Source organism: Pikeienuella piscinae (assembly GCF_011044155.1).
GTDB classification, from domain to species: domain Bacteria; phylum Pseudomonadota; class Alphaproteobacteria; order Rhodobacterales; family Rhodobacteraceae; genus Pikeienuella; species Pikeienuella piscinae.
Window position 1 is genome coordinate 2,019,379 of the sequence record NZ_CP049056.1, and the last position, 23,832, is coordinate 2,043,210.

General features: G+C 68.4%; 20 protein-coding genes. 16 read left to right on the forward strand and 4 right to left on the reverse strand.

The features are described 5' to 3' along the window. Positions 1–10 precede the first annotated feature (10 nt). The 3 genes from G5B40_RS09795 (at position 11) to G5B40_RS09805 (ending at position 4,700) form a co-directional block, all read left to right on the forward strand. Positions 11–1,687 carry an FMN-binding glutamate synthase family protein gene (locus G5B40_RS09795; protein ID WP_165097999.1) on the forward strand — a complete coding sequence of 559 codons (1,677 nt, stop codon included), beginning with the start codon at positions 11–13 and terminating at the stop codon, positions 1,685–1,687. A gap of 89 nt (positions 1,688–1,776) precedes the next feature. Further along, positions 1,777–2,727 (forward strand): TAXI family TRAP transporter solute-binding subunit, encoded by a 951-nt coding sequence (locus tag G5B40_RS09800; protein ID WP_165098001.1) that lies wholly within the window; start codon positions 1,777–1,779, stop codon positions 2,725–2,727. Between the two features lie 185 nt (positions 2,728–2,912). Next, on the forward strand, positions 2,913–4,700 hold the full coding sequence (locus tag G5B40_RS09805) for a TRAP transporter permease (protein WP_211907441.1): 1,788 nt from the start codon (positions 2,913–2,915) through the stop codon (positions 4,698–4,700). A gap of 3 nt (positions 4,701–4,703) precedes the next feature. Here the strand turns inward: G5B40_RS09805 and G5B40_RS09810 are convergent, their stop codons facing one another. Beyond that, the gene (locus G5B40_RS09810) at positions 4,704–5,465 is read right to left on the reverse strand and encodes a competence/damage-inducible protein A (RefSeq protein ID WP_165098003.1); all 762 of its coding nucleotides are present in this window, start codon (positions 5,463–5,465) and stop codon (positions 4,704–4,706) included. 178 nt (positions 5,466–5,643) lie between these two features. Here G5B40_RS09810 and map point away from each other — a divergent pair, with 178 nt between their 5' ends. From map to G5B40_RS09845, 7 genes are all read left to right on the forward strand, one after another. Next, a complete protein-coding gene (gene map, locus G5B40_RS09815) occupies positions 5,644–6,453 on the forward strand; it encodes a type I methionyl aminopeptidase (protein ID WP_165098006.1) in 810 nt (269 codons plus the stop codon). An 83-nt stretch (positions 6,454–6,536) separates the two neighbouring features. After that, the gene (locus tag G5B40_RS09820; protein WP_165098009.1) at positions 6,537–7,217 is read left to right on the forward strand and encodes a VPLPA-CTERM sorting domain-containing protein; all 681 of its coding nucleotides are present in this window, start codon (positions 6,537–6,539) and stop codon (positions 7,215–7,217) included. Positions 7,218–7,340: 123 nt separating this feature from the next. Continuing rightward, the gene (locus G5B40_RS09825; protein WP_165098011.1) at positions 7,341–8,525 is read left to right on the forward strand and encodes an ABC transporter substrate-binding protein; all 1,185 of its coding nucleotides are present in this window, start codon (positions 7,341–7,343) and stop codon (positions 8,523–8,525) included. A 66-nt stretch (positions 8,526–8,591) separates the two neighbouring features. Continuing rightward, positions 8,592–9,374 carry an ABC transporter ATP-binding protein gene (locus G5B40_RS09830; RefSeq protein ID WP_165098013.1) on the forward strand — a complete coding sequence of 261 codons (783 nt, stop codon included), beginning with the start codon at positions 8,592–8,594 and terminating at the stop codon, positions 9,372–9,374. After that, positions 9,374–10,084, forward strand: a complete 711-nt coding sequence (locus tag G5B40_RS09835) for an ABC transporter ATP-binding protein (RefSeq protein WP_165098015.1) — start codon at positions 9,374–9,376, stop codon at positions 10,082–10,084. The genes G5B40_RS09830 and G5B40_RS09835 overlap by 1 nt, the downstream gene beginning before the upstream one ends. 136 nt (positions 10,085–10,220) lie before the next feature. Continuing rightward, complete coding sequence (locus G5B40_RS09840; RefSeq protein WP_165098017.1) at positions 10,221–11,234, forward strand: branched-chain amino acid ABC transporter permease; 1,014 nt, start codon at positions 10,221–10,223, stop codon at positions 11,232–11,234. Then, a complete protein-coding gene (locus tag G5B40_RS09845) occupies positions 11,231–12,556 on the forward strand; it encodes a branched-chain amino acid ABC transporter permease (RefSeq protein WP_165098020.1) in 1,326 nt (441 codons plus the stop codon). The genes G5B40_RS09840 and G5B40_RS09845 overlap by 4 nt, the downstream gene beginning before the upstream one ends. A 6-nt stretch (positions 12,557–12,562) precedes the next feature. On the opposite strand, the gene G5B40_RS09850 is transcribed toward G5B40_RS09845, so the two are convergent. After that, positions 12,563–14,605, reverse strand: coding sequence for a tetratricopeptide repeat protein (locus G5B40_RS09850; RefSeq protein ID WP_165098023.1), 2,043 nt, complete (start codon positions 14,603–14,605; stop codon positions 12,563–12,565). A 94-nt stretch (positions 14,606–14,699) separates the two neighbouring features. Between G5B40_RS09850 and G5B40_RS09855 the strand changes: the two genes are divergently transcribed. Beyond that, complete coding sequence (locus G5B40_RS09855) at positions 14,700–15,590, forward strand: DMT family transporter (protein ID WP_165098026.1); 891 nt, start codon at positions 14,700–14,702, stop codon at positions 15,588–15,590. 4 nt (positions 15,591–15,594) lie between these two features. On the opposite strand, the gene G5B40_RS09860 is transcribed toward G5B40_RS09855, so the two are convergent. Next, positions 15,595–16,482, reverse strand: a complete 888-nt coding sequence (locus G5B40_RS09860; RefSeq protein WP_165098029.1) for a DMT family transporter — start codon at positions 16,480–16,482, stop codon at positions 15,595–15,597. Between the two features lie 82 nt (positions 16,483–16,564). On the opposite strand from G5B40_RS09860, the gene G5B40_RS09865 reads away from it, so the two are divergent. The 5 genes from G5B40_RS09865 (at position 16,565) to G5B40_RS09885 (ending at position 22,749) form a co-directional block, all read left to right on the forward strand. Then, the gene (locus G5B40_RS09865) at positions 16,565–17,719 is read left to right on the forward strand and encodes a M20 family metallopeptidase (protein WP_165098032.1); all 1,155 of its coding nucleotides are present in this window, start codon (positions 16,565–16,567) and stop codon (positions 17,717–17,719) included. After that, a complete protein-coding gene (locus G5B40_RS09870; protein WP_165098035.1) occupies positions 17,720–18,508 on the forward strand; it encodes a 2-keto-4-pentenoate hydratase in 789 nt (262 codons plus the stop codon). 70 nt (positions 18,509–18,578) lie between these two features. After that, positions 18,579–21,014, forward strand: coding sequence for a phenylalanine--tRNA ligase subunit beta (pheT, locus tag G5B40_RS09875; protein WP_165098038.1), 2,436 nt, complete (start codon positions 18,579–18,581; stop codon positions 21,012–21,014). 81 nt (positions 21,015–21,095) lie between these two features. Continuing rightward, positions 21,096–21,527, forward strand: a complete 432-nt coding sequence (gene mscL / locus G5B40_RS09880) for a large conductance mechanosensitive channel protein MscL (protein ID WP_165098040.1) — start codon at positions 21,096–21,098, stop codon at positions 21,525–21,527. Positions 21,528–21,591: 64 nt separating this feature from the next. Next, positions 21,592–22,749, forward strand: coding sequence for an alpha-hydroxy acid oxidase (locus tag G5B40_RS09885; protein WP_165098044.1), 1,158 nt, complete (start codon positions 21,592–21,594; stop codon positions 22,747–22,749). A gap of 70 nt (positions 22,750–22,819) precedes the next feature. Here G5B40_RS09885 and G5B40_RS09890 read toward each other — a convergent pair whose 3' ends face one another. Beyond that, positions 22,820–23,830 carry a cytochrome d ubiquinol oxidase subunit II gene (locus G5B40_RS09890; protein ID WP_165098046.1) on the reverse strand — a complete coding sequence of 337 codons (1,011 nt, stop codon included), beginning with the start codon at positions 23,828–23,830 and terminating at the stop codon, positions 22,820–22,822. Between the last annotated feature and the right edge of the window lie 2 nt (positions 23,831–23,832).

Here is a 23,832-nt window from a genome sequence, read left to right on the forward strand (position 1 = left end):
TGTTGCCCCCATGAAACAGGGCAGAAGCGCGCCGGCGCGAACCGGTCTCTCCGGCTTTCTCGACGCCGACGGGCTGAAACGGGCGATTGCGCCGGTCGCGGCGTTCGTCGCCTCCTTCGCTTTGATCGGGCTCGCGAGCCTGAGCGGATGGTGGCTGCTCGGGCTGGCCGTCACCCTGCCCGTGCTGGCGCTCGGCGTGTTCGATGCGCTTCAGACCGGCAACACGCTGACGCGCAACTACCCGTTCGCGGCGCGCATCCGCTGGCTTTTTTACGACCTCCGGCCCTATCTGCGCGCCTATATCGTCGAGGGCGACCTCGAAGGGAAGCCGTTCAGCTTCGACGCGCGCAACCTCGTGACCGCCCGCTCGCTCGGCAGGATCGACACGCAGCCGTTCGGCACCGATCTCGACCCCGCCGCCGGAAGCTTCAAATGGCTGACGCATTCCATCGCGCCGGCGGAGAACCCCGACCCGAGCCCGCGCGTCGCCATCGGCGGGCCGCAATGCGCGCGGCCCTATTCGGCCTCGGTCCTGAACATCTCCGCGATGAGCTTCGGCGCGCTTTCCGCCAACGCGATCTCGGCGCTGAACAAGGGCGCGAAGCTGGGCGGGTTCTATCACGACACCGGCGAGGGCGGGGTCAGCCCCTACCACCTCCAGGGGGGCGATCTGGTATGGGAGATCGGCTCCGGCTATTTCGGCTGCCGCGACGCGGAGGGCCGGTTCGACGAGGGGCTGTTCAGGGAGATGGCGTCGCGCGACATCGTCAAGATGATCGAGATCAAGCTCAGCCAGGGCGCGAAACCGGGCCATGGCGGGCTGTTGCCCGGCCCGAAGGTCTCGAAAGAGATCGCGGAGATCCGGAAAGTGCCGGTGGGGAAGGATTGCCTCTCGCCGCGCGGCCATTCGGCGTTTTCGTCGCCGCTGGAGATGCTGGCGTTCGCCGCCCGGATGCGGGAGCTTTCCGGCGGCAAGCCGGTCGGGATCAAGCTCTGCGTCGGCCAGCACCATGAGGTGATGGCGATCGCGAAGGCGATGCTCAAGTCCGAGATCTACCTCGATTTCATCGTCGTCGACGGGGCCGAGGGCGGCACCGGCGCGGCCCCGATGGAGCTTTCCGACAACGTCGGCGCGCCGCTGACCGAGGGGCTGATCGTGGTCCGGAACGCCCTTGTTGGAACCGGGCTGCGCGACAAGGTGCGGATCGGGGCCAGCGGCAAGGTCTATTCCGGCTTCGCGCTGGCGAAGAATTTCGCAATCGGCGCCGACTGGTGCAACGCGGCGCGGCCCTTCATGTTCTCAATCGGCTGCATACAGGCGAAGCGCTGCCATCTCGGCACCTGCCCGAGCGGCGTCGCGACGCAGGACCCGGGCCGCCAGCGCGGGCTGGTCGTCGATGTGAAGGCGGAGCGCGCGGCGCGGTTCCACCGCCAGACGCTGCTCGCGCTCGCCGATATCGTCGCGGCGGCGGGGCTCACGCATCCGACCGATCTCGCGCCGCATCACCTCGTCCACCGGCTCGGGGCCACCGGATCCTGCCCGATCGACCGGGTCTACAATTTCGTGGCGGCGAACGCGCTGCTCGATGCGCCGGAGGACACAATCTACGCCGACGCCTGGAAGGCGGCGGATCCTGAGAGTTTCCTCCCCCGCATCGACATCGTCGAGGAACGCGCGGAGGGATAGAGAACGCACGCGCCCCCTTGACCGGGGCCGCATCCCGCGCCTCTCTGCCGCATGACCGGCGGCCAACACCGGGATCAAGGGAGAGACCGATGAAATTCACGGCATTCATCACCGCGGCGGCGCTGGCGGCGACCGCGGGCGCGGCGGCGGCGGAAACCCGCGTCACCTACAAATCCGCCAAGACCGGCACGTCCTATTACCAGATGGGCGTCGAAATCGCCGAGGCTGTGAAGGAAGCGACCGCGGGCGGGATCATCGTCACGGTGGAGGAGAGCCAGGGCTCGGTCCAGAACGTGATGGAGGTCCGCGCGCGCGGCGGCGATTATGTCTTCACCACGCCGCCGGCGCTGGTCGGCGCGGCGCAGAAGGCCGCCGGGCCGTTCAAGGACAAGGGCGACCCGAAGTTCGACGAGATCCGCGCGCTCTTCCCGATCCCTTCGCTCACCATGCATTTCGTGATGCGGGCCGATGCCGGGGTCGAGGACATTTCCGGGCTGGCGGGCAAGACGATCCTCCTCGGCAAGGGCTCCTTCGGGGCGCGCGAAGGCGAGAAATATCTCGGGCTCTTCGGACTGGAGGGGAAGGTCACGCTGGCGGATGCGGAGCTTTCCAACGCCGTCGCGGCGCTGAAGAACGGCCAGATCGACGGGTTCGTGACCGCAGGGTCGTGGCCGGCGCCGAACGTGATCGAGGCGGCGGCGTCGCTGGACGTGAAGGTGCTCTCGCTCTCGGCGGAGGAGATCGCGGCGACGAAGCGGGCGAAGCTGGTGATCCCGGCCGGCACCTATGCCGGGCAGGACGCGGATATCGTCACCACCTCGCTGCCCGTCGTCGCCTATGCGACCGCGGCGATGAGCGACGACGCCGCCTATGAATTGACGCGGGCGTTCTGGGAGAGGAAAGCCGACCTCGCCGCCGCGTCGGCGTGGTGGGGCGGCGTCGATTCCGACCTGATGGCGAACATCGCCGGCAAGATCCATCCCGGCGCGGCGCGCTATTACAAGGAAATCGGCTGGGCGCTGACCGACGCGCAGATGTGAGGCGCGGTTTCCGCGAGGAAAGCGATCCGGGGCCCCGGACTTGATCCGGGGCCCCGAACGGTGGCGCGCAATCTTGGCGGGATCCCGGCTCAGGGCCAGGATCGGCGGGAGGGGCCGGCGCGGCGCGTGGCTCTTCGCGGTCCCGGCGGGGGGCCAAGACCGGCGATCAGAGAGAGACCTTCGCCTTGCAGGATGAGGACATCCCCTATCGCGCCGTCTGGGTGGCGCTTGGCGCCCTCAGCGTCGCGTTTCACCTCTGGCTGATCTTTTCCGGGCTCACCCCCAATCTGGTGGCGCGGCCGGTGCACATGGCGCTCGCCCTCCCCTTCGCCATGGTGCTGACGGCGAGGACCCGCGCCGGGCGGATGGCCGGCGCCGCGCTTGGCGCGCCGGGGTTCTTCGCCGCGCTCTGGGTGGCGCTGAACCATGACCAACTGGCCGACCAGTACGGCTTTCTCGAAGGGCCGATCCAGATCGCGCTGGCGGTCGTCCTGCTCGCCACGGCGTTGGAGATGGCGCGCCGGTCGATCGGCTGGCCGCTGCCGCTGGTCGCGGCGGTCGCGCTCGGCTACGGGCTTCTCGGGCATCTGATACCGGGCGAGTTCGGGCATACCGGCGCGCCGCTCGCCTCGTTTCTCGGCACGCTCACCATCGCCGAGGGCGGGCTCTGGGGGCAGCTGACCGGGGTGTCGGTCTCCATCGTCGCGATCTTCGTGATCTTCGGCGCCGTCCTCAACGCCGGCGAGGCGGGGGCGGGGTTCATGAACCTCGCCGGGGCGGCGGCCGGGCGGCTGAAGGGCGGGGCGGCGAAGGTCTCTGTGCTTTCCTCGGCGCTCTTCGGCTCGATCTCCGGCTCGGCCTCGGCGAATGTCGCCTCGACCGGCGCCGTCACGCTGCCGGCGATGCGCCGGCTCGGCTATCCGTCGTCGCTCGCCGGGGCGGTGGAGGCGGTGGCGTCCTCCGGCGGGCAGATCATGCCGCCGCTGATGGGGGCCGGGGCCTTCGTCATGGTGGAGCTGACCGGCGCCCCCTACGAGGCGATCATGGCGGCGGCGCTGCTGCCGGCGATCCTCTATTTCGCGACGGTCTGGATCGGCGTCGACGCGTTCGCCGCCCGTCACGCGCTGCGCGCGCTGCCCGAGGACGAGCGCCCGGCGCCGCGCGACGTGGCGATCACCGTGCTCTTCTTCGCGGTCCCGTTCGGGGTGCTGCTCTGGGGCATGTTCCTCGGCGGCGGCGGCGGTTACACGCCGCAATACGCCGCCTGCCTCGCGATTCTGGCGGCGGGGGCGCTGCTCGGGCTGGACGCGGGCGGGCCGGTCGGGCTGCGCCGGTTCGGCGCCCGGCTCGCCGGCGCCGCGCTGGCGGCGGGGCGGCAGGTGGCGCTGATCGCCTCGATCATCATCTGCGCCTCGATCATCATCGGCGTGCTTTCGATCACCGGGCTGGGCGTCAAGATCACCTCGCTCATTCTCTCCGCCTCCGGCGGCGCGCTCTGGCCGGCGCTGGGGCTGACGGCGCTCGCCTGTCTCATCCTTGGGATGGAGGTGCCGACCACCGCCGCCTATGTGATCTGCGTCTCGATCGCCGGGCCGGCGCTGATCGGGCTCGGCCTCGCACCCCTGCAGGCGCATCTCTTCGTCTTCTGGTTCGCGCTTCTCTCGACCATCACGCCGCCGGTCTGCGGCGCCGTCTTCATCGCCGCCGGCATGGTCGGCGAGAACTGGCTGAAAGTGGCGGGAACGGCGATGGTGCTGGGGATCGGGCTCTATCTCATCCCGCTGTCGATGGTCTCGCACCCGGCGCTGATCGCGCTCGCCGCCACGCCGCTGACGGCGCTCTTCGCCGCGGCGCAGGTCTTCGGTGGCCTCGCGCTGATCTCCCGCGCCATCATCGCGCCGGGGCGCCTCCTGATCCGCCTGCCGATGGGACTGGCGGGCTTGCTCCTGCTGTTCTGGCCGGCGCTGATCTGAGCCTCAACCCGGCGGCGTCTCCTCGTAGCGCTCGATTCCGAGGCCCTTCAGCGCCGCGCGCAGATCGGCGACGGCGGCCTCCAGCGCGCTCCGGTCCTGCGCGCGCGCCACCAGGGTGGAGCCGGCCACGGAGCGGTAGAACGGGTAGGAGCCGAACGAGACGTCGGGATGGCGCGCCGCGACGGCGCCGAGCGGCGTAGCCAGCTCGCCTTCGGGGGCCTCGACCCGGATGCTCCAGCTCAGGAGCGGCGCGCCGCCCTTCAGGGTCGGGCGGATCTCCTCCAGCATCGCCGCGAAGATCTCCGGGACGCCGGCCATGACGTGGACATTGCCGATGGTGAAGCCCGGCGCCTGGCTGACCGGGTTGCGAATCAGCGTCGCGCCATCCGGTATCCGCGCCATGCGCAGGCGAGATTCGTTCAGTTCGCCCGCCTTGTAGTGCGCGGTCAGGATCGCCCGCGCGTCGTCCCGCACGTCGATCTTCACACCGAAGGCGGCGGCGATGCTGTCGGCGGTGATGTCGTCATGGGTCGGCCCGATCCCGCCGGAAGTGAAGACATGATCGAAGCGTGCGCGCAGCGCGTTGACCGCCTCGACGATGGCGGCGCGATCGTCCGCAATGACGCGAATCTCCCGCAGCGACACGCCGATTTCGGTCATCACCCCCGCGAGCCGCCAGGCGTTTCCCTCGCGCGTGCGCCCAGAGAGCACCTCGTCCCCGATCACGATCATCGCCGCCGTCGGCTGGCTATTTCGCTCGTTCATTCCCATATCCTCCACCGGTCCCTTCGCGATATACAGGATCGACCCCGGAAAGCGACCCGCCGCGCTTCGCCGCAGCTTCAGCCGTAAGCGGCTTGAACGATGGCGCGGAACGGTCGAAACTGCGGCGACTCGCTAGAGGACGGCGAAGACAGGAACCAGCGGCCAGGGAAACGGCAAGGTGGAGCGGACGACGAGCGACAGGACGCCGGAGGGGATCAAGCTCCACTCCCGGCAGGACTTCGACGGGATGCGCGCCGCCGGACGGCTCGCGGCCGAGGTGCTCGACATGATCGCGGAGCATGTGGTCCCCGGCGTCACGACCGAGCGGCTGGACGACCTGATCCACGAATATATCGTCGCCCACGACGCAGTTCCGGCGACGCTCGGCTATCGCGGCTACACGAAATCTTCCTGCATCTCGATCAACCATGTGGTCTGCCACGGGATTCCGGGCGCCCGGGTGCTGAAACCGGGCGACATCCTCAATATCGACGTCACCACGATCCTCGACGGCTGGTTCGGCGACACCAGCCGGATGTATGTCGCCGGCGCGCCGAACCGCAAATCCGAGCGGCTGATCGACATCACCCATGAATCGCTGATGCGTGGCATCGCCGAGGTTCGCCCCGGCGCGACCTTTGGCGATATCGGCCACGCCATCCAGCGCTACGCCGAGGGCGAGCGCTGCGGCGTGGTGCGGGATTTCTGCGGCCACGGGCTCGGCCGGGTTTTCCACGACGCGCCGAACGTCCTGCATTACGGGCGCCCGGGGACCGGCGCCGTGCTGCGCCCCGGCATGTTCTTCACCATCGAGCCGATGGTGAATCTCGGCCGGCCGGAGACCAAGATCCTCTCCGACGGCTGGACGGCGGTGACCCGCGACAAGTCGCTCTCGGCGCAGTTCGAGCATTCGATCGGCGTGACCGAGGAGGGCTGCGAGATCTTCACCCTCTCCCCCGCCGGCAGGTTCCACCCGACGCAGGGCTGAGCCGGGGCGGCGCGCCCGGCCCTATTTCCGCCTCATTTCCTGTTAACTTTCTGCACTTCCAAACGGGTAAGGGGTTTGACGACATGATCGGCATTCACGTTTTTCTTCGGCCGGCCACGCTCGGCCTGCTGGCCGCCGTCACGGCTCATCCGGCTTCCGCCGCGATCGTGACCTTCACCGATCGCGCGATTTTCGAGGCCAATGTCAGCGGGCCGCTGACGACTGAAACGTTCAACGACTTCACGAATGACACGTCGTTCCTGTCGCCGCTGGATATCGGCGATTTCACGATCTCGACGGAATCGGACGTCGTGTCCGCCGGCGGCGAGCCGACGAACCAGCTTGACGCGTCCCCGTTTTCCTTCGGCTCCAGTATAATCGACGGCACCACGTTCGGGCAGGCCATCCTGCAGGACGACGAGGCGCTGACCTTCACCTTCGACGCGCCGATCTTCGCGTTCGGGATCGATACGAGAAATCTCGGCAATTCGGGGTTGCTGACTTCAATTCTGGTCGCCGGCGAAAGCTTCACGCCGTTGCAGGACGGGACAAGCCTGCTCTTCAGCGGCGTGATCTCCGACACCGCGTTCAGTTCGGTTTCTTTCGTCTTCGACGCATTGGGCGGCCCCTCGGCCGACGGTTTCGCATTCGACAATGTCGCCTATTCGGGCGCGACGGTCGTGCCGCTCCCGGCCAGCCTGCCGCTTCTCGTCGGCGCGCTTGGCGTGATTGGCTTTCTGGGGCGGCGTCGAAGCGCGCTCTGACATCCCTTCAGGCGGGGGGCGCGTTCCCCCGCTTGAATCCTGCGCAAATCTCCCGTCATATCGTTTCAGTTTCGCGCTCGAAGCCGCGAACGGATAATTTGCGACCTCAATGGGAGAGGATTAATGAAAAAGACCCTGATCGCCGCCGCAGCGGCGAGTTTCGCTCTGGCCGGCGGCGCCGCCGCTGACGATGTCAAACTCGGTGTCATCCTCGGCTATACTGGCCCGCTGGAGTCGATCACCCCGGCGATGGCCGCCGGCGCTGAACTCGCCATGAAGGAAGTCACCGACGCGGGCGGGATCCTCGGCGGCATGAACGTCGTCTCGGTCAGGGGCGATTCGACCTGCATCGACGCCGCCGCCGCCTCCGCCGCCGCCGAGCGGCTGATCACCTCGGACGGGATCGCCGCCATCGTCGGCGCGGACTGCTCGGGCGTCACCACGGCGATCCTGCAGAACGTCGCGCTGGCGAACGGCGTGGTGATGGTCTCGCCCTCCGCGACCTCGCCGGCGCTGACCACGATCGAGGATAACGGGCTCTTCTTCCGCACCTCGCCCTCGGACGCGCGCCAGGGAAAGATCGTCTCCGACGTCCTCACCGACAAGGGCGTGAAGGAAATCGCGATCAGCTACACGAACAACGATTACGGCAAGGGCCTCGCGGATTCGATCGAGACCAACTTCAAGGCGGCGGGCGGATCGGTGACGATCAACGCCTCGCATGAGGATGGCAAGGCGGATTACTCCGCCGAGGTCGGCGCGCTCGCCGCCGCGGGCGGCGAAGTGCTGGTCGTCGCCGGCTATGTCGATCAGGGCGGCAAGGGGATCATCCAGGCTTCATTGGACAGCGGCGCGTTCGACACGTTCTACCTGCCGGACGGCATGGTCGGACAGGCGCTGCCGGACGCGATCGGCGACGGGCTGAACGGCTCCTACGGCGCGCTTCCCGGCACCGACAGCGAGGGCGCGACGAACTATCTGAAGATGGCCGAAGAGGCCGGCTTCACCTCCGGCGCCTTCTCGCCGGAAAGCTATGACGCCGCCGCGCTGATCATGCTGGCGATGGAGGCCGCGGGCTCCACCGACAGCGCCGCGTTCAAGGACAAGGTCATGGAGGTCGCGAACGCGCCGGGCGAGCAAATCCAGCCGGGCGAGCTGGCCAAGGCGCTGAAGATCATCCGCGACGGCGGCGATATCGATTATGTCGGCGCGTCGGCGGTCGAACTGATCGAGCCGGGCGAGAGCGCCGGAAACTACCGCGAGATCAAGATCGAAGACGGCAAGATCGAAACGGTCGGCTACCGCTGATCCGGTCTTCTTGACGCGGCGATGGCCCGGCGCGGACGCGCCGGGCCATCGCGACAGGGGCGCGCGATGATCCGTTGCGAAGATGTTCACAAGAATTTCGGCGGCGTTCGCGCCGTCGACGGCGCGACGCTTGAGCTGGCCGCGGGCGCGATCACCGGGCTGATCGGGCCGAACGGCGCCGGCAAGACCACGCTTTTCAACTGCGTCGCCGGCGCCTTTCCGCCGACCTCCGGGCGCATCTTCCTCGACGACGAGGAGATCACCGGCCTGCCGCCGCATGAGCTCTACGACCGCGGGCTCTTGCGGACCTTCCAGATCGCGCATGAGTTCGGCACGCTTTCGGTTCGCGACAACCTGATGATGGCCGCCCCCGACCAGGCCGGGGAGACGCTATGGAACGCCTGGTTCTCGCCCGCGAAAGTGCGGGCCGAGGAACGGGCGATCCGCGAGAAGGCCGACGAGGTGATTGAATTCCTCGGTATCGGCCATGTCGCGGAGGAGCGCGCCGGCAACCTTTCCGGCGGCCAGAAGAAGCTGCTGGAGCTGGGCCGCACGATGATGGTCGACGCCAAGATCGTCTTCCTCGACGAGGTCGGCGCCGGCGTGAACCGCACGCTGCTGAACACGATCGGCGACGCGATCGTCCGCCTGAACGAAGAGCGCGGCTACACCTTCTGCATGATCGAGCACGACATGGACTTCATCGGCCGGCTCTGCGACCCGGTGATCGTGATGGCCGAAGGCAAGGTGCTGATGCAGGGAAGCGCCGCGGAGGTAATGGCCGACGAGCGGGTGATCGAGGCCTATCTCGGCCACGGCGTGAAGAACAAGGCCGAGGTCGGCGCCTGATGGCCGAGCCCTTTCTCATCGGCGAGGGGATGACCGGCGGCTATGGCGGCACGACCATTCTCAACGATTGCACGATCTCCGTCGACCGGGGCGAGATCGCGGTGATCGTCGGGCCGAACGGGGCCGGGAAATCCACCGCGATGAAGGCGGTCTTCGGGATGCTGGACCTGACCGCCGGCTCGGTCCGGCTCGACGGGCGCGACATCACCCGGCTCGCGCCGCAGGACCGGGTGCCGGAGGGCATGGCCTTCGTGCCGCAGAACGCCAATATCTTCGCCGGCATGACGGTGCGCGAGAATTTGGAGATGGGCGCCTATCTCCGGCGCGACGACATTTCCGGGACGATGGAGCAGGTGTTCGACCTTTTTCCGATCCTGCGCGAGAAACAGCGCCAGAACGCCGGCGAGCTTTCCGGCGGCCAGCGCCAGCAGGTCGCGGTCGGCCGGGCGCTGATGACGCGGCCGACGGTGCTGATGCTGGACGAGCCGACCGCCGGCGTCTCGCCCATCGTCATGGACGAGCTTTTCGACCGCATCATCGAGATCCGCCGCGCCGGTATCGCCATCCTGATGGTCGAGCAGAACGCAAGGCAGGCGCTGGAGATCGCCGATCACGGCTTCGTGCTGGTGACCGGCGAAAACCGCTACACCGACACCGGCGCCGCGCTTCTGGCCAACCCTGAAGTGCGGCGGAGTTTTCTGGGGGGATGATGGCGCGCGCGGACAAGCCGATAGTGCAAGGTCCCGGCTTCAAGCCGGGACCCGGATCCTCTGGCGCGCGGCCCGCCTGCGCCCGGCTGTTCGAGACCCCGGCGCGAGGCCGGGGTCATGTTTCCGTGGGGGCGCTGTGACCGACATACTCAACGCCCTCGTCGTCTTCGCCAATTTCGTGCTGGTGCCCGGCGCCTCCTACGGCGCGCAGCTCGCGCTCGGCGCGCTCGGCATCACGCTGGTCTACGCGGTGCTCAGATTCTCCAATTTCGCCCATGGCGACACGATGGCCTTCGGGGCGATGGTCACGGTGCTGGCGACCTGGGCGCTGCAAGGCGTCGGGGTGAGCATCGCGCCGTTGCCGACCGCGCTCCTGGCGCTGCCGGCGGGGATCGTGGCGACGGCGGCGTTCGTCCTGGCGACCGACAGGCTCGTCTATCGCTTCCATCGGCGCCAGCATAGCCAGCCGGTGATCTTCGTCATCGTCTCGGTCGGGGTGATGTTCGTGATGAACGGCGTCGTCCGGTTCATCATCGGCCCGGACGACCAGAGCTTCGCGGACGGCGCGCGGTTCCTCGTCACCGCCGGCGATTTCAAGCGCATGACCGGGCTGGCGGAGGGGCTGGCGATCAAGGCCTCCACCCTTCTCACCCTCGTCGTCGCCGTCGTCGTCGTGATCGCGCTGTTCTGGTTTCTGCAGAAAACCCGGACGGGAAAGGCGATGCGCGCCTATTCCGACAATGAGGATCTGGCGCTGCTCTCCGGCGTCGACCCGGACCGCGTGGTGATGATCGCCTGGCTGCTGGTCGCCGCGCTCGCGACCATCGCCGGCACGCTTTACGGCCTCGACAAGACCTTCAAGCCCTTCACCTATTTCCAACTCATCCTGCCGATGTTCGCCGCAGCGATCGTCGGAGGAATCGGCAGCCCGGTGGGGGCGATCGTCGGCGGCTTCGTCATCGCCTATTCGGAAGTGACGGTGACCTACGCCTATAAGCGCGTGCTCGGCCATCTCCTGCCAGACAGTCTCGCGCCGGACAGCCTCGTCCAGCTTCTTGGCACCGAGTACAAGTTCGCGGTCTCCTTCGTGATCCTGGTCGTCGTCCTGCTGGTCCGGCCGACCGGCATCCTGCGGGGGAAGGTGATATGAGCCCCACCTGGCGCGGCCCGATCCTCTTCGCCGTCATGGCGGCGGTGCTGACCGGCGTCGGCATGACGCAGAGCTGGTCGGTCGCACTCGGCATCGTCAATCTCTGTCTGATCTCCTCGATCATGGCGCTCGGGGTGAACATCCAGTGGGGCTACGCAGGTCTCTTCAATGTCGGCACAGTGGGCTTCGCCGCGGTCGGCGGGGTCGCGGCGGTGCTGGTCTCCGCGCAGCCTGTCCGCGAAGCCTGGGCGACCGGCGGGGCGGGACTTTTCCTCGCATTTCTGGCGGTCGCGGCGACGGTCGTCGCGATCCTCCTGATCCGGGCGCGCATCGGGCGGGGCCGGAAGCGCAATCTGGCGGTCGCCGCGGCGGCGCTGATCGGCTATTTCCTCGCCCGGCTGGCCTTCGACCCTGCGGTCGACCGGATCGAGGCGATCGACCCCGCGCTTTCCGGCTATCTCGGCGGGCTCGGCCTGCCAATCGTCCTCGCCTGGCCGATCGGCGGGCTGATGGCGGCCGGGGTCGCCTGGCTGATCGGCAAGGTCGCGCTTGGCCTGCGTTCGGACTATCTCGCCATCGCCACGCTCGGCATTTCCGAGATCATCGTCTTCATCGCCAAGAACGAGGACTGGCTGACGCGCGGTGTGAAGAACGTCACCGGCCTGCCGCGCCCGGTCCCCTACGAGATCGACCTGCAGCAGGCGGACTGGTTCGTCGCCCGCGCGGCGTCCTTCGGCCTCGACCCGATGGAGGCCTCGTCGATTTTCGTCAAACTGGCCTATGCCGGGCTTTTCGCGGTGGTCCTGCTCGCGCTGCTCTGGCTGTCGGAACGGGCGTTGAACTCGCCGTGGGGCCGGATGATGCGGGCGATCCGCGACAACGAGGAAGCGGCGGAGGCGATGGGGAAGGACGTGACCCGCCGGCGCCTGCACGCCTTCGTCATCGGCTCCGCGGTCTGCGGGATCGGCGGCGCGATGCTCACCACGCTCGACGGGCAGTTCACGCCGGGCACCTATAATCCCCTGCGCTTCACCTTCCTGATCTGGGTGATGGTGATCGTCGGCGGCTCCGGCAACAACTGGGGCTCGGTCCTCGGCGGGTTCCTGATCTGGTTCGTCTGGGTGGAGGCGGAGCCGGTCGGGCGCTGGCTGATGGATGTTCTGACCTCGGGCATGGGCGAGGACAACGCCCTCCGGACCCACCTGCTCGACAGCGCCGCCTATATGCGCATGGTGCTGATGGGCCTGATCCTGCTGCTGGCGCTGCGCTTCAGCCCGAAGGGGCTGCTGCCGGAGAAGATGCGGATCGGGCACCGGGCGTGAGGCGTGTCAGAGCCGCGCGTTGATTGTGGCGATCAGCATGTCCACTCGCTCGATCCCCTGTTTCGCGCCCATTTCACTAAAGAGCGCCCGCGCGCGCTCCGCCAGTTGCAGCGCCTCCGCGGGGCGATATTGGTCGAAGCGGAGCGCCGCTATGTTGAGGGAATTTTCGGCCATACCCTCCTTCCGCCCCATCTCCTCGTCGAGTTTCAGCGCCTTCAGAAGCATCTCCCCCGCCCGATCAAGTTCGCCTCGGGCGCAGTGAAGGATGCCGAGATTGCCGTATTTGACCGCAATCCCCTCCTTCCGCCCCATCTCGATGTCGATCGCCAGCCCCTTCAGATACATCTCCTCTGATCGGCCGAGTTCGCCCCGGGTGTGGTAAAGGAGGCCAAGATTGCCGTAGCTGGCCGATATCCCTTGCTTCAGCCCCATTTCCTCGTTGAGCGTTAGCGACTTCAGCAGCGTTTCCTCCGCCCGTTCGAGATCGCCGCTCAGCCGCAGTCGATGGCCGAGATTGCCAAGAAGGGCAGCCTCTGCGGTTTTCTCGCCACGGCGCCGGGCGCCCGGAAGGCCGGCCTCAAGCCAGCGAATGCGCTCAGAAAGGGCGAGCCTCAAGTCCAGCCCGCCGAAGTTCGGCAGCCGCATCGCCACATCAGCCGCGGCATCATCCACCGCAGCGGACGCGCCCGCAACTTCCGCCGCCGCGCGGATCGTCGCCAGTTCCTGATCGAGCAAGGCGAGCCCGGCGGCGATCCCGTCGCCGTGGCTGTCATACTGGTCGCCCGCGATCCCCATCATCTCCAGCGCGGCGCGGAGCCAGCCGTCGCGGAGCGGTTTCGCGTCCGGGTCGGCGGCGAGCCGGGCGCGGCCGACAGCGCGGAGATGGTCGTGGAGCCGCCAGCGGGCGCCGTGATCCTCCGCGAAGGGTGAATCGACCGGGATGATCAGGCTGCGATGGTGGAAGATTTCGAGCAACGCTTCCGCCGTCGCACGCTCCACGCCCCACATCGTCGCCGCCGATTGCGCGTGAAACCCGCCCTCGAACTGCGACAGCCCGGCCCAGCGCGCGGCCTCCTCCGGCCCCAGCGCATCGACGGAGAGCGCGAGCCGGGCCTGCACCTGCGCCAGCCTGTCGCCGCCGCCGTCGAGCGCGGCGTAATCGGCCAGCACCGAAGCCGCGCTGCGGCCGGCGCGGTGGCGGAGCGGATATTCCATCACCTCGATCAGCAGCGGCAAGCCGTCCGCCACTTCAAGCCAGGTCTTCACATCCGCCCCGCCGAGATCGGGGACGAGCACGTCCATCAGCACCCGCGCGTCGGTTTCGCCGAGCCGGTCGATCCGCACCTGCTCTACGCCCGGCAGATCGACCGGGTTGCGGCTGGTGACGAGGACGCTCGCGCCCTCGCCGGGCAGAAGCGGCCGCGCCTGATCCCCGTCCCGCGCGTTGTCGAGAATGACGAGGATATCTTTGCCGGAGGTCGCCTTCAGCCAGAGCGCCCGCAGCGCCGCCTCCGCCTGCGCCGGGTCATCGGGGAGCGCCCGCGCCGTTTCGCCAAGCTGCGAGAGCAGCGCGTTCAACGCGTCGCGGGCGGGGAGCGGACCGGCGCCGCTCTCCGAAAACCCTTGCAGATCGATCATCACCGCGCCGTCCGCGAACCTGCCTTCGCCGAGCAGCCGGTGCGCGACGACCTGCGCCGTTCCGGTCTTGCCGACACAGCCCATCCCCTCGATCCCGATGATCGAGGCGGCGTGACCGGAGCGCAGCGCGTCGGCGAGTTGGTCCAGCTTTTCCGCGCGCCCGGTATAGTTCGGGTTCGGCGCGGGAACGGTGATCGGGCGCCCTGCGCTTCCCTTCACGGCTTCGGTCGCAGTGGTCTGGCTTCCTCGAGACTTGGCGATGTTTCGCCAGATCCGCCCGCCAGTCGCAATGACGATAGCAGCCACCACAAGGCCGAAGATCGTGAAGCCCTGATTCAGCCAGGCCGCCGAAAGCCACGAAAGCACGGCGTCGACCAAGCCCGCGCTCTCCGCTCCGTCGCCAACCGCCATCGCGTCACCCTTCCCCCGACCGCAGCACGCTACGCCTGACGACCGCCACCGCCAAGCCTTGCCCCCGGCCCCGGCCCGTGCAACCAATCCGGCCATGCTCGCCGCGCTTTACCGCACCCCCACCGTTCTGATGACGCTCACCGCGGCGATGTGGGCGATGAACGCGATCTTCGGGCAGCTCGTGGTCGGGGAGATCACCCCCTTCGCGGTGGTGTTTCTGCGCTGGGTGATGGTCGCGTCGATCATGTGGACGCTTTACGGGCGCGAGGCGCGGGCCTGCTGGCCGGCGCTGCGTGGGCGGCTCGGGTTTCTCGCGCTCGCCTCGATCGCCGGGTTCACCGGATTCAATACGCTCTTTTACATCGCCTCCGCCCACACGACCGGCATCAATATCGGCATTCTTCAGGGCGCAATGCCGGTCGCGGTGCTGATCGGCGCCTTTCTCGCCTATGGCGACCGGGTCGGCCCCATGCAGATGCTCGGCGTCGTCCTGACCCTTGTCGGCGTCGTCCTGGTGGCGAGCGGCGGCGACATCCAGCGGCTGACCGCGCTCTCCTTCAACGAAGGCGATCTGATCATGCTCGCGGCCACCGTGCTCTATTCGGGATACGCGGTCGCGCTCCGGAAGCGCCCGGACATGCCGGGAACCGCGCTCTTCACGCTTCTGGCGCTGGTCGCGGCGATCTCCGCCCTGCCGCTGGCGGCCTGGGAAGCGATTCAGCCCGGCTATCCCTGGCCGACGGCGAAGGGGATCGGGCTGACGCTGATGATCGCGATCTTCCCCTCGTGCATCGCGCAGCTCTTCTTCCTTCGCGGGGTGGACCTGATCGGGCCGGGGCGGGCCGGGGTCTATATCAACCTCGTGCCGATCTTCGCCTCGATCCTCGCCATCCTGATCCTCGGCGAGGTGTTCGCACCCTATCATGGCGCGGCGCTGGCGCTGGTGATCGGCGGCATCTGGCTGGCCCAGCGCCAGCGGGCCTGACCTTTCAGCCGACGGCGCGCCCGGCGCGGAGAAAGGAATAGACCCCCGCGCATACGACAAGCCCGGCGCCGGCCAGCGTCAGCGGCCCCGGCGTATCGCCGAAGACCGCCCAGCCGAGGAGCAGCGCCCAGATCAGCATCGTGTAGCGAAACGGCGTGACGAAGCCCATGTCGCCGACGCGCATCGTCATCACGCTCAAGGTATAGCCGGCGAAAACGAACAGCGCCGCGAGCGCCAGCCGGCCGACATGGGCGGCCTGCATCGGCGCCCAGCCCTCGATCAGCACCGCAAGACCGCCGAGAATGGTGATCGCGACCGCCGTGATCAGCGAGATGAGCACCGACGGCGTCGAGGGCGACAGCCGCCGCGTCGCGAGATCGCGGATGCAGACGAAGAAGATCGCGCCGACCGCCCAGAGCGAGGCGTAGTTGAAAGCCTCAGTCCCCGGTTTCACGATGAGCAGGACGCCGGCGAACCCGGCGAAAATCGCCGACCATCGCCGCCAGCCCACGGACTCGCCCAGTAGCGTCGCCCCGATCATCGTCAGCACCATCGGCGAGGCGAGCATTATCGCGGTCACGTTGGCGATCGGCATGGCGAAAAGCGCGGTGAGAAAGCAGATCGTCGCGCCGACCTCCGCCAGGGCGCGCAGAATCCCGCGCCAGCGGTCACGGGGCGGCAGCGCCCGGAGGCGGGTCTCGCCCCGGTACGCCGCGAGCCCGCCGATCAGCACGACGGCGAAGAGGCCGCGAACGAACACCGCCTGCAGGACCGGCACCTCGCCCGAGAGCGTCTTGAGCAAGGTGTCGTTGAGAATGAAAGCGACCATCGCCGCCATCATCAGGGCGGCGCCGCGCAAATTCTCGTCTCGCGTCGCGGGAATGGCTCGCATCGGGCGAGCTAGGCCGAAACCGCGCCGGGCGTCAAAGCAATTCCGCTCGCCTTGGCGCGCGCTTTCGGCCATCTTGCCGGCGATGAGCACACCCGACCTCGCCGCCATGACCCGCGACCTCGCCGCGATGGTCCGCATCCCTTCGGTCAACCCCTATGACGCCGCGCCGGGGCCGGGGCGGCGCGAGGCGGAGATCGCCGCCTGGCTGCTCACGGCGATGGCCGATATCGGGCTGGAGACCGGACGAGAGGAGGTCGCGCCGGGGCGCCCGAACGTCTGGGGCCGGCTGCGCGGCGCCGGCGGCGGGCCGACGCTGATGCTCGCCGGGCATACCGACACGGTCGGGGTCGAGAACTGTGACGACGCGCCGTTCGAGGCGCGGGTCGAAGACGGGCGCCTTCACGGCCGCGGCGCGGTCGACATGAAGGGGCCGCTCGCGGCGATGCTGGAGACGGCGCGCCTGGCGAAGGGCGAGGCCCTCGCCGGGGATCTGCTGCTGATGTTCGTCGTTGACGAGGAACATCTCATGACCGGTTCGCTCTTCGCCGGCGGCCGGCGAAGCGCGGCTCCGAAGGCCGATTCCTGCGTCGTCTGCGAGCCGACGCGCCTCGCCGCCGCGCCGGCGCACAAGGGCCAGTCGGCCTTTCCGATCACCATAGAAGGTGTCGGCGCCCATTCCTCGCGCCCCGAACTCGGTGAAAACGCGCTCGTTTCCGCGGCGACTCTGATCCGCGCCATCGCCGACTATGACGCCGCGCTTCTCGCCCGCCCGCCGCATCCGCTCCTCGGTCATGGCCGTGCGACGCCGGTGCTGATGACCGGCGGGGAAAGCCATTCGGCGGTGCCGGCGCAGGCCGTGCTTACGGTGGACCGGCGCACCCTGCCGGCGGAGGACGCGGCGACGCTGCGGGCGGAGATCGAAGCCGTCATCGCCGGCGCCGGCGTGAAGGCGCGCGTCGGCGCCCCGGCCCCGGAGGTCGCAGGCCTCGACACGCCGGAGGAGGCGGCGATCCTCCGCGCCGCGCTGGCCGCGGCCGCGCGCGTCGGCGCGCCGGCCGCGCCGGTCGCCTTTCCGGGCGGGACGGACGCGCCGAATTTCGGCTGTCCGGCGGTGATCTGCGGGCCGGGCGATCTGGCGCAGGCGCACGCCGCAGACGAATATATCGAACTTGCTCAGTTGAGCGCCGCCGCGCGGCTCTATCTGGAGATCGCGCGCATCATGTTGAAGGGGAGATGAATGACGACCGACCGCACCGACGCCATCGCGCGCGAGATCATCCGCCAACATGAAGCGGGAGAGCCGTTTCGCAATCTCGAAGGCGATCTCGCGCCGCGCGACATGGCGGAAGCCTACGCGGCGCAGTTCCGCCTTCAGGAGATCCACGCCGAAACGGGGCGCGGCGCGCTTGGCGGACGGAAGATCGCGCTGGCCTCGAAGGTGCAGCAGGCGCTTTGCGGCGTCGACCACCCGCTCGCCGGCGGGATTTTCGCCTCCGAGATCCACGACAGCCCGGCGACGCTGGATCTCGCCGCCTATCACGGGCTCGGCCTCGAATTCGAACTGGCGGTGAAGCTGGGCGCCGATATCACGCCGGACGACGGGCCGCTCGACGCCGCGGCGGCGCGCGGCAGGGTCGCCTCGATCCACCCGGCCTTCGAGATGATCATCGATCGCGGCGCCGATTACAGCGCGCTGAACGGGCTGACCATGGCGGCCGACAACGCCTGGTGCGCCGGGATCGTGCTCGGCCCCGCGATCGAGGGCTGGCGCGAACTCGATGTCGATGAGCTTTCCGGCGCGCTCTTCTGGAACGACGAGCCGCCGGCGACGGCGCGGGTCGGCGACGCGGACCCGTTCGGCTCCCTCGCCTGGGTTGCTTCGGTGCTGACCGGGGCGGGGCGCGCGCTGAAGGCGGGCGAGGTGATCATCACCGGCTCGGTGATCCGCACCCGCGCGCCGCAAGCCGGCGACCACGTGCGCTACCGGATCGGCGAGACGGCGGAGGTCGAACTCCGGATCGCCTGAACGCCCTTTGCCCGACCGGCGTTATCCGCTACACCCCGGCCGACCTTATCGACCGACCGGATGACGACCGATGAAATTCACGCTGAACTGGCTCAGGGACCATCTGGAGACGGAGGCCCCGCTCGATGAAATCCTGGAGACCCTCACCGATCTCGGGCTGGAGGTCGAAGGGGTTGAGGACCCGGCGGCGGCGCTTGGCGCCTTCACCATCGCCCGGGTGATCGAGGCCGGCCGGCACCCCGACGCCGACCGGCTCAAGCTCTGTCGGGTCGAGACCTGGCCGAACGGGCCGGACGCGCCGTCCGAGGAGGTTCAGGTCGTCTGCGGCGCGCCCAACGCGCGGACCGGGCTGGTCGGCGTTTTCGCCGCGCCGGGAACGCATATTCCCGGCACCGGGGTCGACCTGAAACCGGGCGTCATCCGCGGCGTCGCGTCGAACGGCATGCTTTGCTCCGAGCGCGAGCTGATGATCTCCGACGAGCATGACGGGATCATCGAATTGCCGGAAACGGCGCCGCTCGGCGCCCGCTATATCGATTACGCCGGTCTCGACGATCCGGTGATCGAAATCGCGGTGACTCCGAACCGGCCGGACGCGCTCGGCGTCGCGGGGATCGCCCGCGACCTCGGCGCACGCGGGCTTGGGGCCGTGAAGACGCCGGCCATAGAGCCGGTCGCCGGCGCCTTCCCCTGCCCCATCGACGTGACCATCGACGCCGACGCGCTACAGGCGGCGCCGCTTTTCTGCGGCCGGCTGATCCGCAACGTCGCGAACGGCCCGTCGCCGAAATGGCTTCAGACGCGGCTTCGCGCCATCGGCCTTCGGCCCATATCGGCGCTGGTCGATATCACCAATTTCCTGACCTATGACCGCAACCGCCCGCTCCATGTCTTCGACGCCGACAAGGTGAAGGGCGCGCTGCGCGTCCATTGGGCCGAGACCGGATCGACGATCACCGCGCTCGACGACAAGGACTACGCGCTGGAGCCGACGATGCTGGCGATCTCGGACGCGAACGGGCCGGAAAGCATCGCCGGGATCATGGGCGGCGCGGCGACCGGCTGCACGGCGGAGACGGTGAACGTCTTCGTCGAAAGCGCGCACTGGGACCCGGTGACGATCGCGGCGGCGGGAAGGCGGCTGAAGATCGTCTCCGACGCCCGTTACCGGTTCGAGCGCGGCGCAGACCCCGAATTCGCCCGCCCGGGGCTGGAGCTGGCGACGCGGATGATCCTCGATCTTTGCGGCGGTGAAGCCTCTGAGGTGGTCACGGCCGGCGCGGCCCCCGACTCCGCGCGCAGCTACCGGCTCGACCCGGCCCGCACCATGAGCCTCGTCGGGCTTGAGATCGCGGCGGAGGAGCAGGTCCGCATCCTTGGCGCGCTCGGCTTCGAGGCGAAGAAGACGGCGGAGGGCTACGACGTCTCCGTCCCCTCCTGGCGGCCCGACGTGAAGGGAGAGGCGGATCTCGTGGAGGAGATCGCCCGCGTCGCCTCCCTCACGAAGCTGGAGGCGCGGCCGATGCGCCCCGCGAAGCCGGGCGTGCAGGGCGCGGTGCTGAAACCGATGCAGAAACGCACCGCGCTGGCGCGCCGGCGGCTGGCGGCGGCCGGACTCAACGAATGCGTCACCTATTCCTTCGTTTCGGGAAAGGAGGCCGCGCTCTTCGGCGGCGGCGACCCGCTCCTGAAGCTGGAGAACCCGATCTCCTCCGAGCTTTCCGACATGCGGCCCTCGCCGCTGCCCGGCCTGCTGGCGGCGGCGGCGCGCAACCAGGCGCGAAACATCGGCGATTTCGGGCTTTTCGAGGTCGGCGCGGAGTATTTCGGCCCCGAGCCGGGCGAGCAGCGCGATGTCGCCGCGGCGATCAGGGTCGGCGCGACCGCGCCGCGGCACTGGTCCGGCGTCCGCCGTCCGGTCGATCTCCATGACGCGCGCGCCGACGCCGAGGCGGTGCTCAGCGCCATCGGCGCCCCCGTCGCCCGGCTGACCGCCGTGCGAGAGGAGGCGCCGAACTGGCTCCATCCTGGCCGCGCTGCGGCGCTGAAGCTCGGCCCGAAGAACACCCTCGCGGTCTTCGGCGAGCTGCACCCGAGCGTGCTGGCCGCGCTCGACGTGAAGGGTCCGGTCGTCGCCATGGCGGTCTATCTGGAGAATGCGCCCTTCCCGAAAGCGAAGGGCGGCGCCCGTCCCGCGCTCGCGCTCTCCGCGTACCAGGCGGTGGAGCGGGACTTCGCCTTCGTCGTCGATGCGCGCACCGAGGCGGAGACGATTCTGCGCGCGGCGCGCGCCGCGGACAAGGCGCTGATAGAGGAGGCGTCGGTCTTCGACGTCTTCGACGGCCCGAAAGCAGAGGCGCAGATGGGCGAAGGGCGGAAGTCCGTCGCCATCTCCGTCCGGCTTCAACCGACCAAAGGCACTTTGACGGACGAGGAGATCGAAGCGGTGGCGGCGCGCGTCGTCGCCGGCGTCGAAAAGGCGACCGGCGGCGCGCTCCGTTCCTGAAGGTCCTCAATTCGCCGCATTCGCGGTATTGTAACGGCGCGGGGACGGCGCGCTCCGCCCGTCCAGGAGAGGAACAGAAACATGCTCAAGGAATTTCAAGAATTCGCCATGAAGGGCAACGTGCTCGACATGGCGGTCGGCATCATCATCGGCGCCGCCTTCACCACCATCGTCAAGTCGCTGGTCGATGGCATCCTCATGCCCATCGTCGGCTATTTCACGGGCGGGGTGGATTTCACCGAGATTTTCACCGTGCTCGGCGAGGGTGAATACGCCTCGCTCGCGGCGGCGGAGGAAGCCGGCGCGGCGGTGATCAAATGGGGCGTGTTCATCAACGCCGTGATCGCCTTCCTGATCGTCGCGTGGATTCTCTTCATCCTGATCCGGTCGATGAACCGGGCCCGCGACCAGCTTCTCAGCAAGGAAGAACCGGCGCCGGAGGCCGCGCCGGCGGGGCCGACGCAGGAAGAGCTCCTGCTCGATATTCGCGATCTTCTCGCGAAAAAGGTCTAAGCTGCGGGGCTTTTCTTTTCGGCCGGGCCGCCGCAAGTTGCCCTGAGATTTCGGGGGAACGAACATGGCCCAGCCGCTTGAAAAGCCTGATCTTCCGGCGCGCTTCGCGTCCTTCGCCGACTTTCGCGAAGGGGCGCGCCGGCGGATCCCGCATTTCGCATTCGAATATCTCGACGGCGGCATCGGCCGGGATATCGGGCTGGCGCGGAATTACGCCTCGATCGACCGCGTCCTGCTGACGCCGCGCACGGTGGACGAGGGCGTCGCGGTCGACGCCTCGGTCGAGATTCTCGGCGAACGCTCGGCCTATCCGTTCGGCGTCGCGCCGGTCGGGATGGGCGGGCTCTTCCACCCGGAGAGCGCGCCGGCGCTGGCGAAGAAGGCCGCTGCGCTCGGCATTCCCTTCTGCCTCTCCTTCGTCGCGTCGCACAGCGTCGAGACGATCCGCTCCGCCGCCGGCAAGGCGCCCTGGCACCAGTTCTACTGGCCGCGCCCGGAGGACGTGCAGACCGACATCCTGGCGCGGATGAAGGCGCTGGGCGTCTCCGTGCTGATGCCGACGCTCGACATACCCGGCCACCAGTGGCGCGAGCGGACCATCCGCGCCGGCGTCGCGGCGAAACCCTCGCCGCTGGTTCTGGCGCGCGACCTCGCGCTCCGGCCGCGCTGGGCGCTGGACACGCTGAAGGCCGGCGAACCGGGCCTGCCGAACATCTCCACCTATTCCGGCGGCGGCGCGGCGGAGGCGGAGATGTGGCTGCTGCAGAACTGCCTCCGCCCGGTCGGGCCGGAGGAGATCAGGCGCCTTCGCGACAAATGGGATGGCAAGCTGGTGGTGAAGGGCGTGATGGCGGCGGAGGACGCGGAGGATTTCGCGAAGGTCGGCGTAGACGGGATCGTCGTCTCCAATCATGGCGGCCGCCAGCTTGACGCGGCGCCGGGCACGGCCGAACTCCTGCCGCCGATCGCCGCTGCGGTGAAGGGCAAGGTCGCGATCCTCGCCGATGGCGGCGTCACCGACGGGCTCGATATTCTGAAGCTGATCCGTCTCGGCGCGGATTTCGTGATGGTCGGCCGTCTCCCCTATTACGCCTGCGCCGCGCTCGGCGCGCGCGGCGCGGCTTCGCTCGATCTGCTGGCGTTGCAGGTGAAAACCACGATGATTCAGCTCGGCGTCAGGAATTTCGACGAGTTGATGAAGCTCAAGGTGGAGATGGGCTGAGCCCGCCGCCCCCTCCGCAAGCCGTGCGCCGAACGGGGCGCGCGCGGCGTCGCCGCGCGCGTTCGCGATCTCAGTAATAGGTCAGCTTCGTCGCTTTCCCGCGGAACACCGTATAGGCGACAATCGTATAGCCGAGGATCACCGGCAGGACGAAAAGCGCGCCGATCAGGATGATCAGCAGGCTCTCGGGCGCGCTCGCGGCTTCATAGATCGTCAACTGGTCGGGGACGACATAGGGATAGAAGGAATAGGCGAGCCCGGCGAAGGCGAGGATGAAGAGCACCGAGGCGAGGGCGAAGGGCGCCCAGGAAAGCCGGTCCCCCTCCATCGGCGACCGTTCGAGCAGGCGGAAAAGAATCAGCCCCACCGCCGCCGCCGCGATGGGGAGCGGCGAGAGGAGGATGATCTCGGGGAAGGAGAACCACTTGTCGAAGATCCGCTCGCTCACCAGCGGCGTCACGACCGAGATGATCGCGAATCCGCCGATCATCGCGAACAGCCCGCGCCGCGCCCAGGCGACCGCGCGCCATTGCAGCTCTCCCTCCATCTTCAGGATCAGCCAGCACGCGCCGATAAAGGCGTAGGATGCGCTCAACGCCAGCGCGGCCACAAACGCGAAGCCGACCGTGGCCAGCGTCACCTTCAAGCCCATGATGTAGAGTCCGAGCATGAAGCCCTGCGCCAGCGATGCGCCGAGCGAGCCGATGAAGAAGACGAGGTTCCAGCGCTTGTGCGCCGCGCCCGTCGACTTGGCGCGGAACTCGAAGGCGACGCCGCGGAGAATCAGCGCGACCAGCAGAAGAACGCAAGGCAGATAGAGCGCGGTCAGGATCGAGCCATGCGCCGCCGGAAAGGCGACGAGCAGAAGCCCGACCGCCAGCACCAGCCATGTCTCGTTCGCATCCCAGAACGGGCCGATCGAGGCGATCATCATGTCCTTCTCTTTTCCGTCGGCGAGCGGCGTCAGCACGCCGACGCCAAGATCGAACCCATCGAGGACGACATAGATCAGGATCGAGAGGCCCATCAGCCCGGCGAAGGCGAAGGGAAGCCAGATTGCGGGATCGCCAAACATCTCCATCG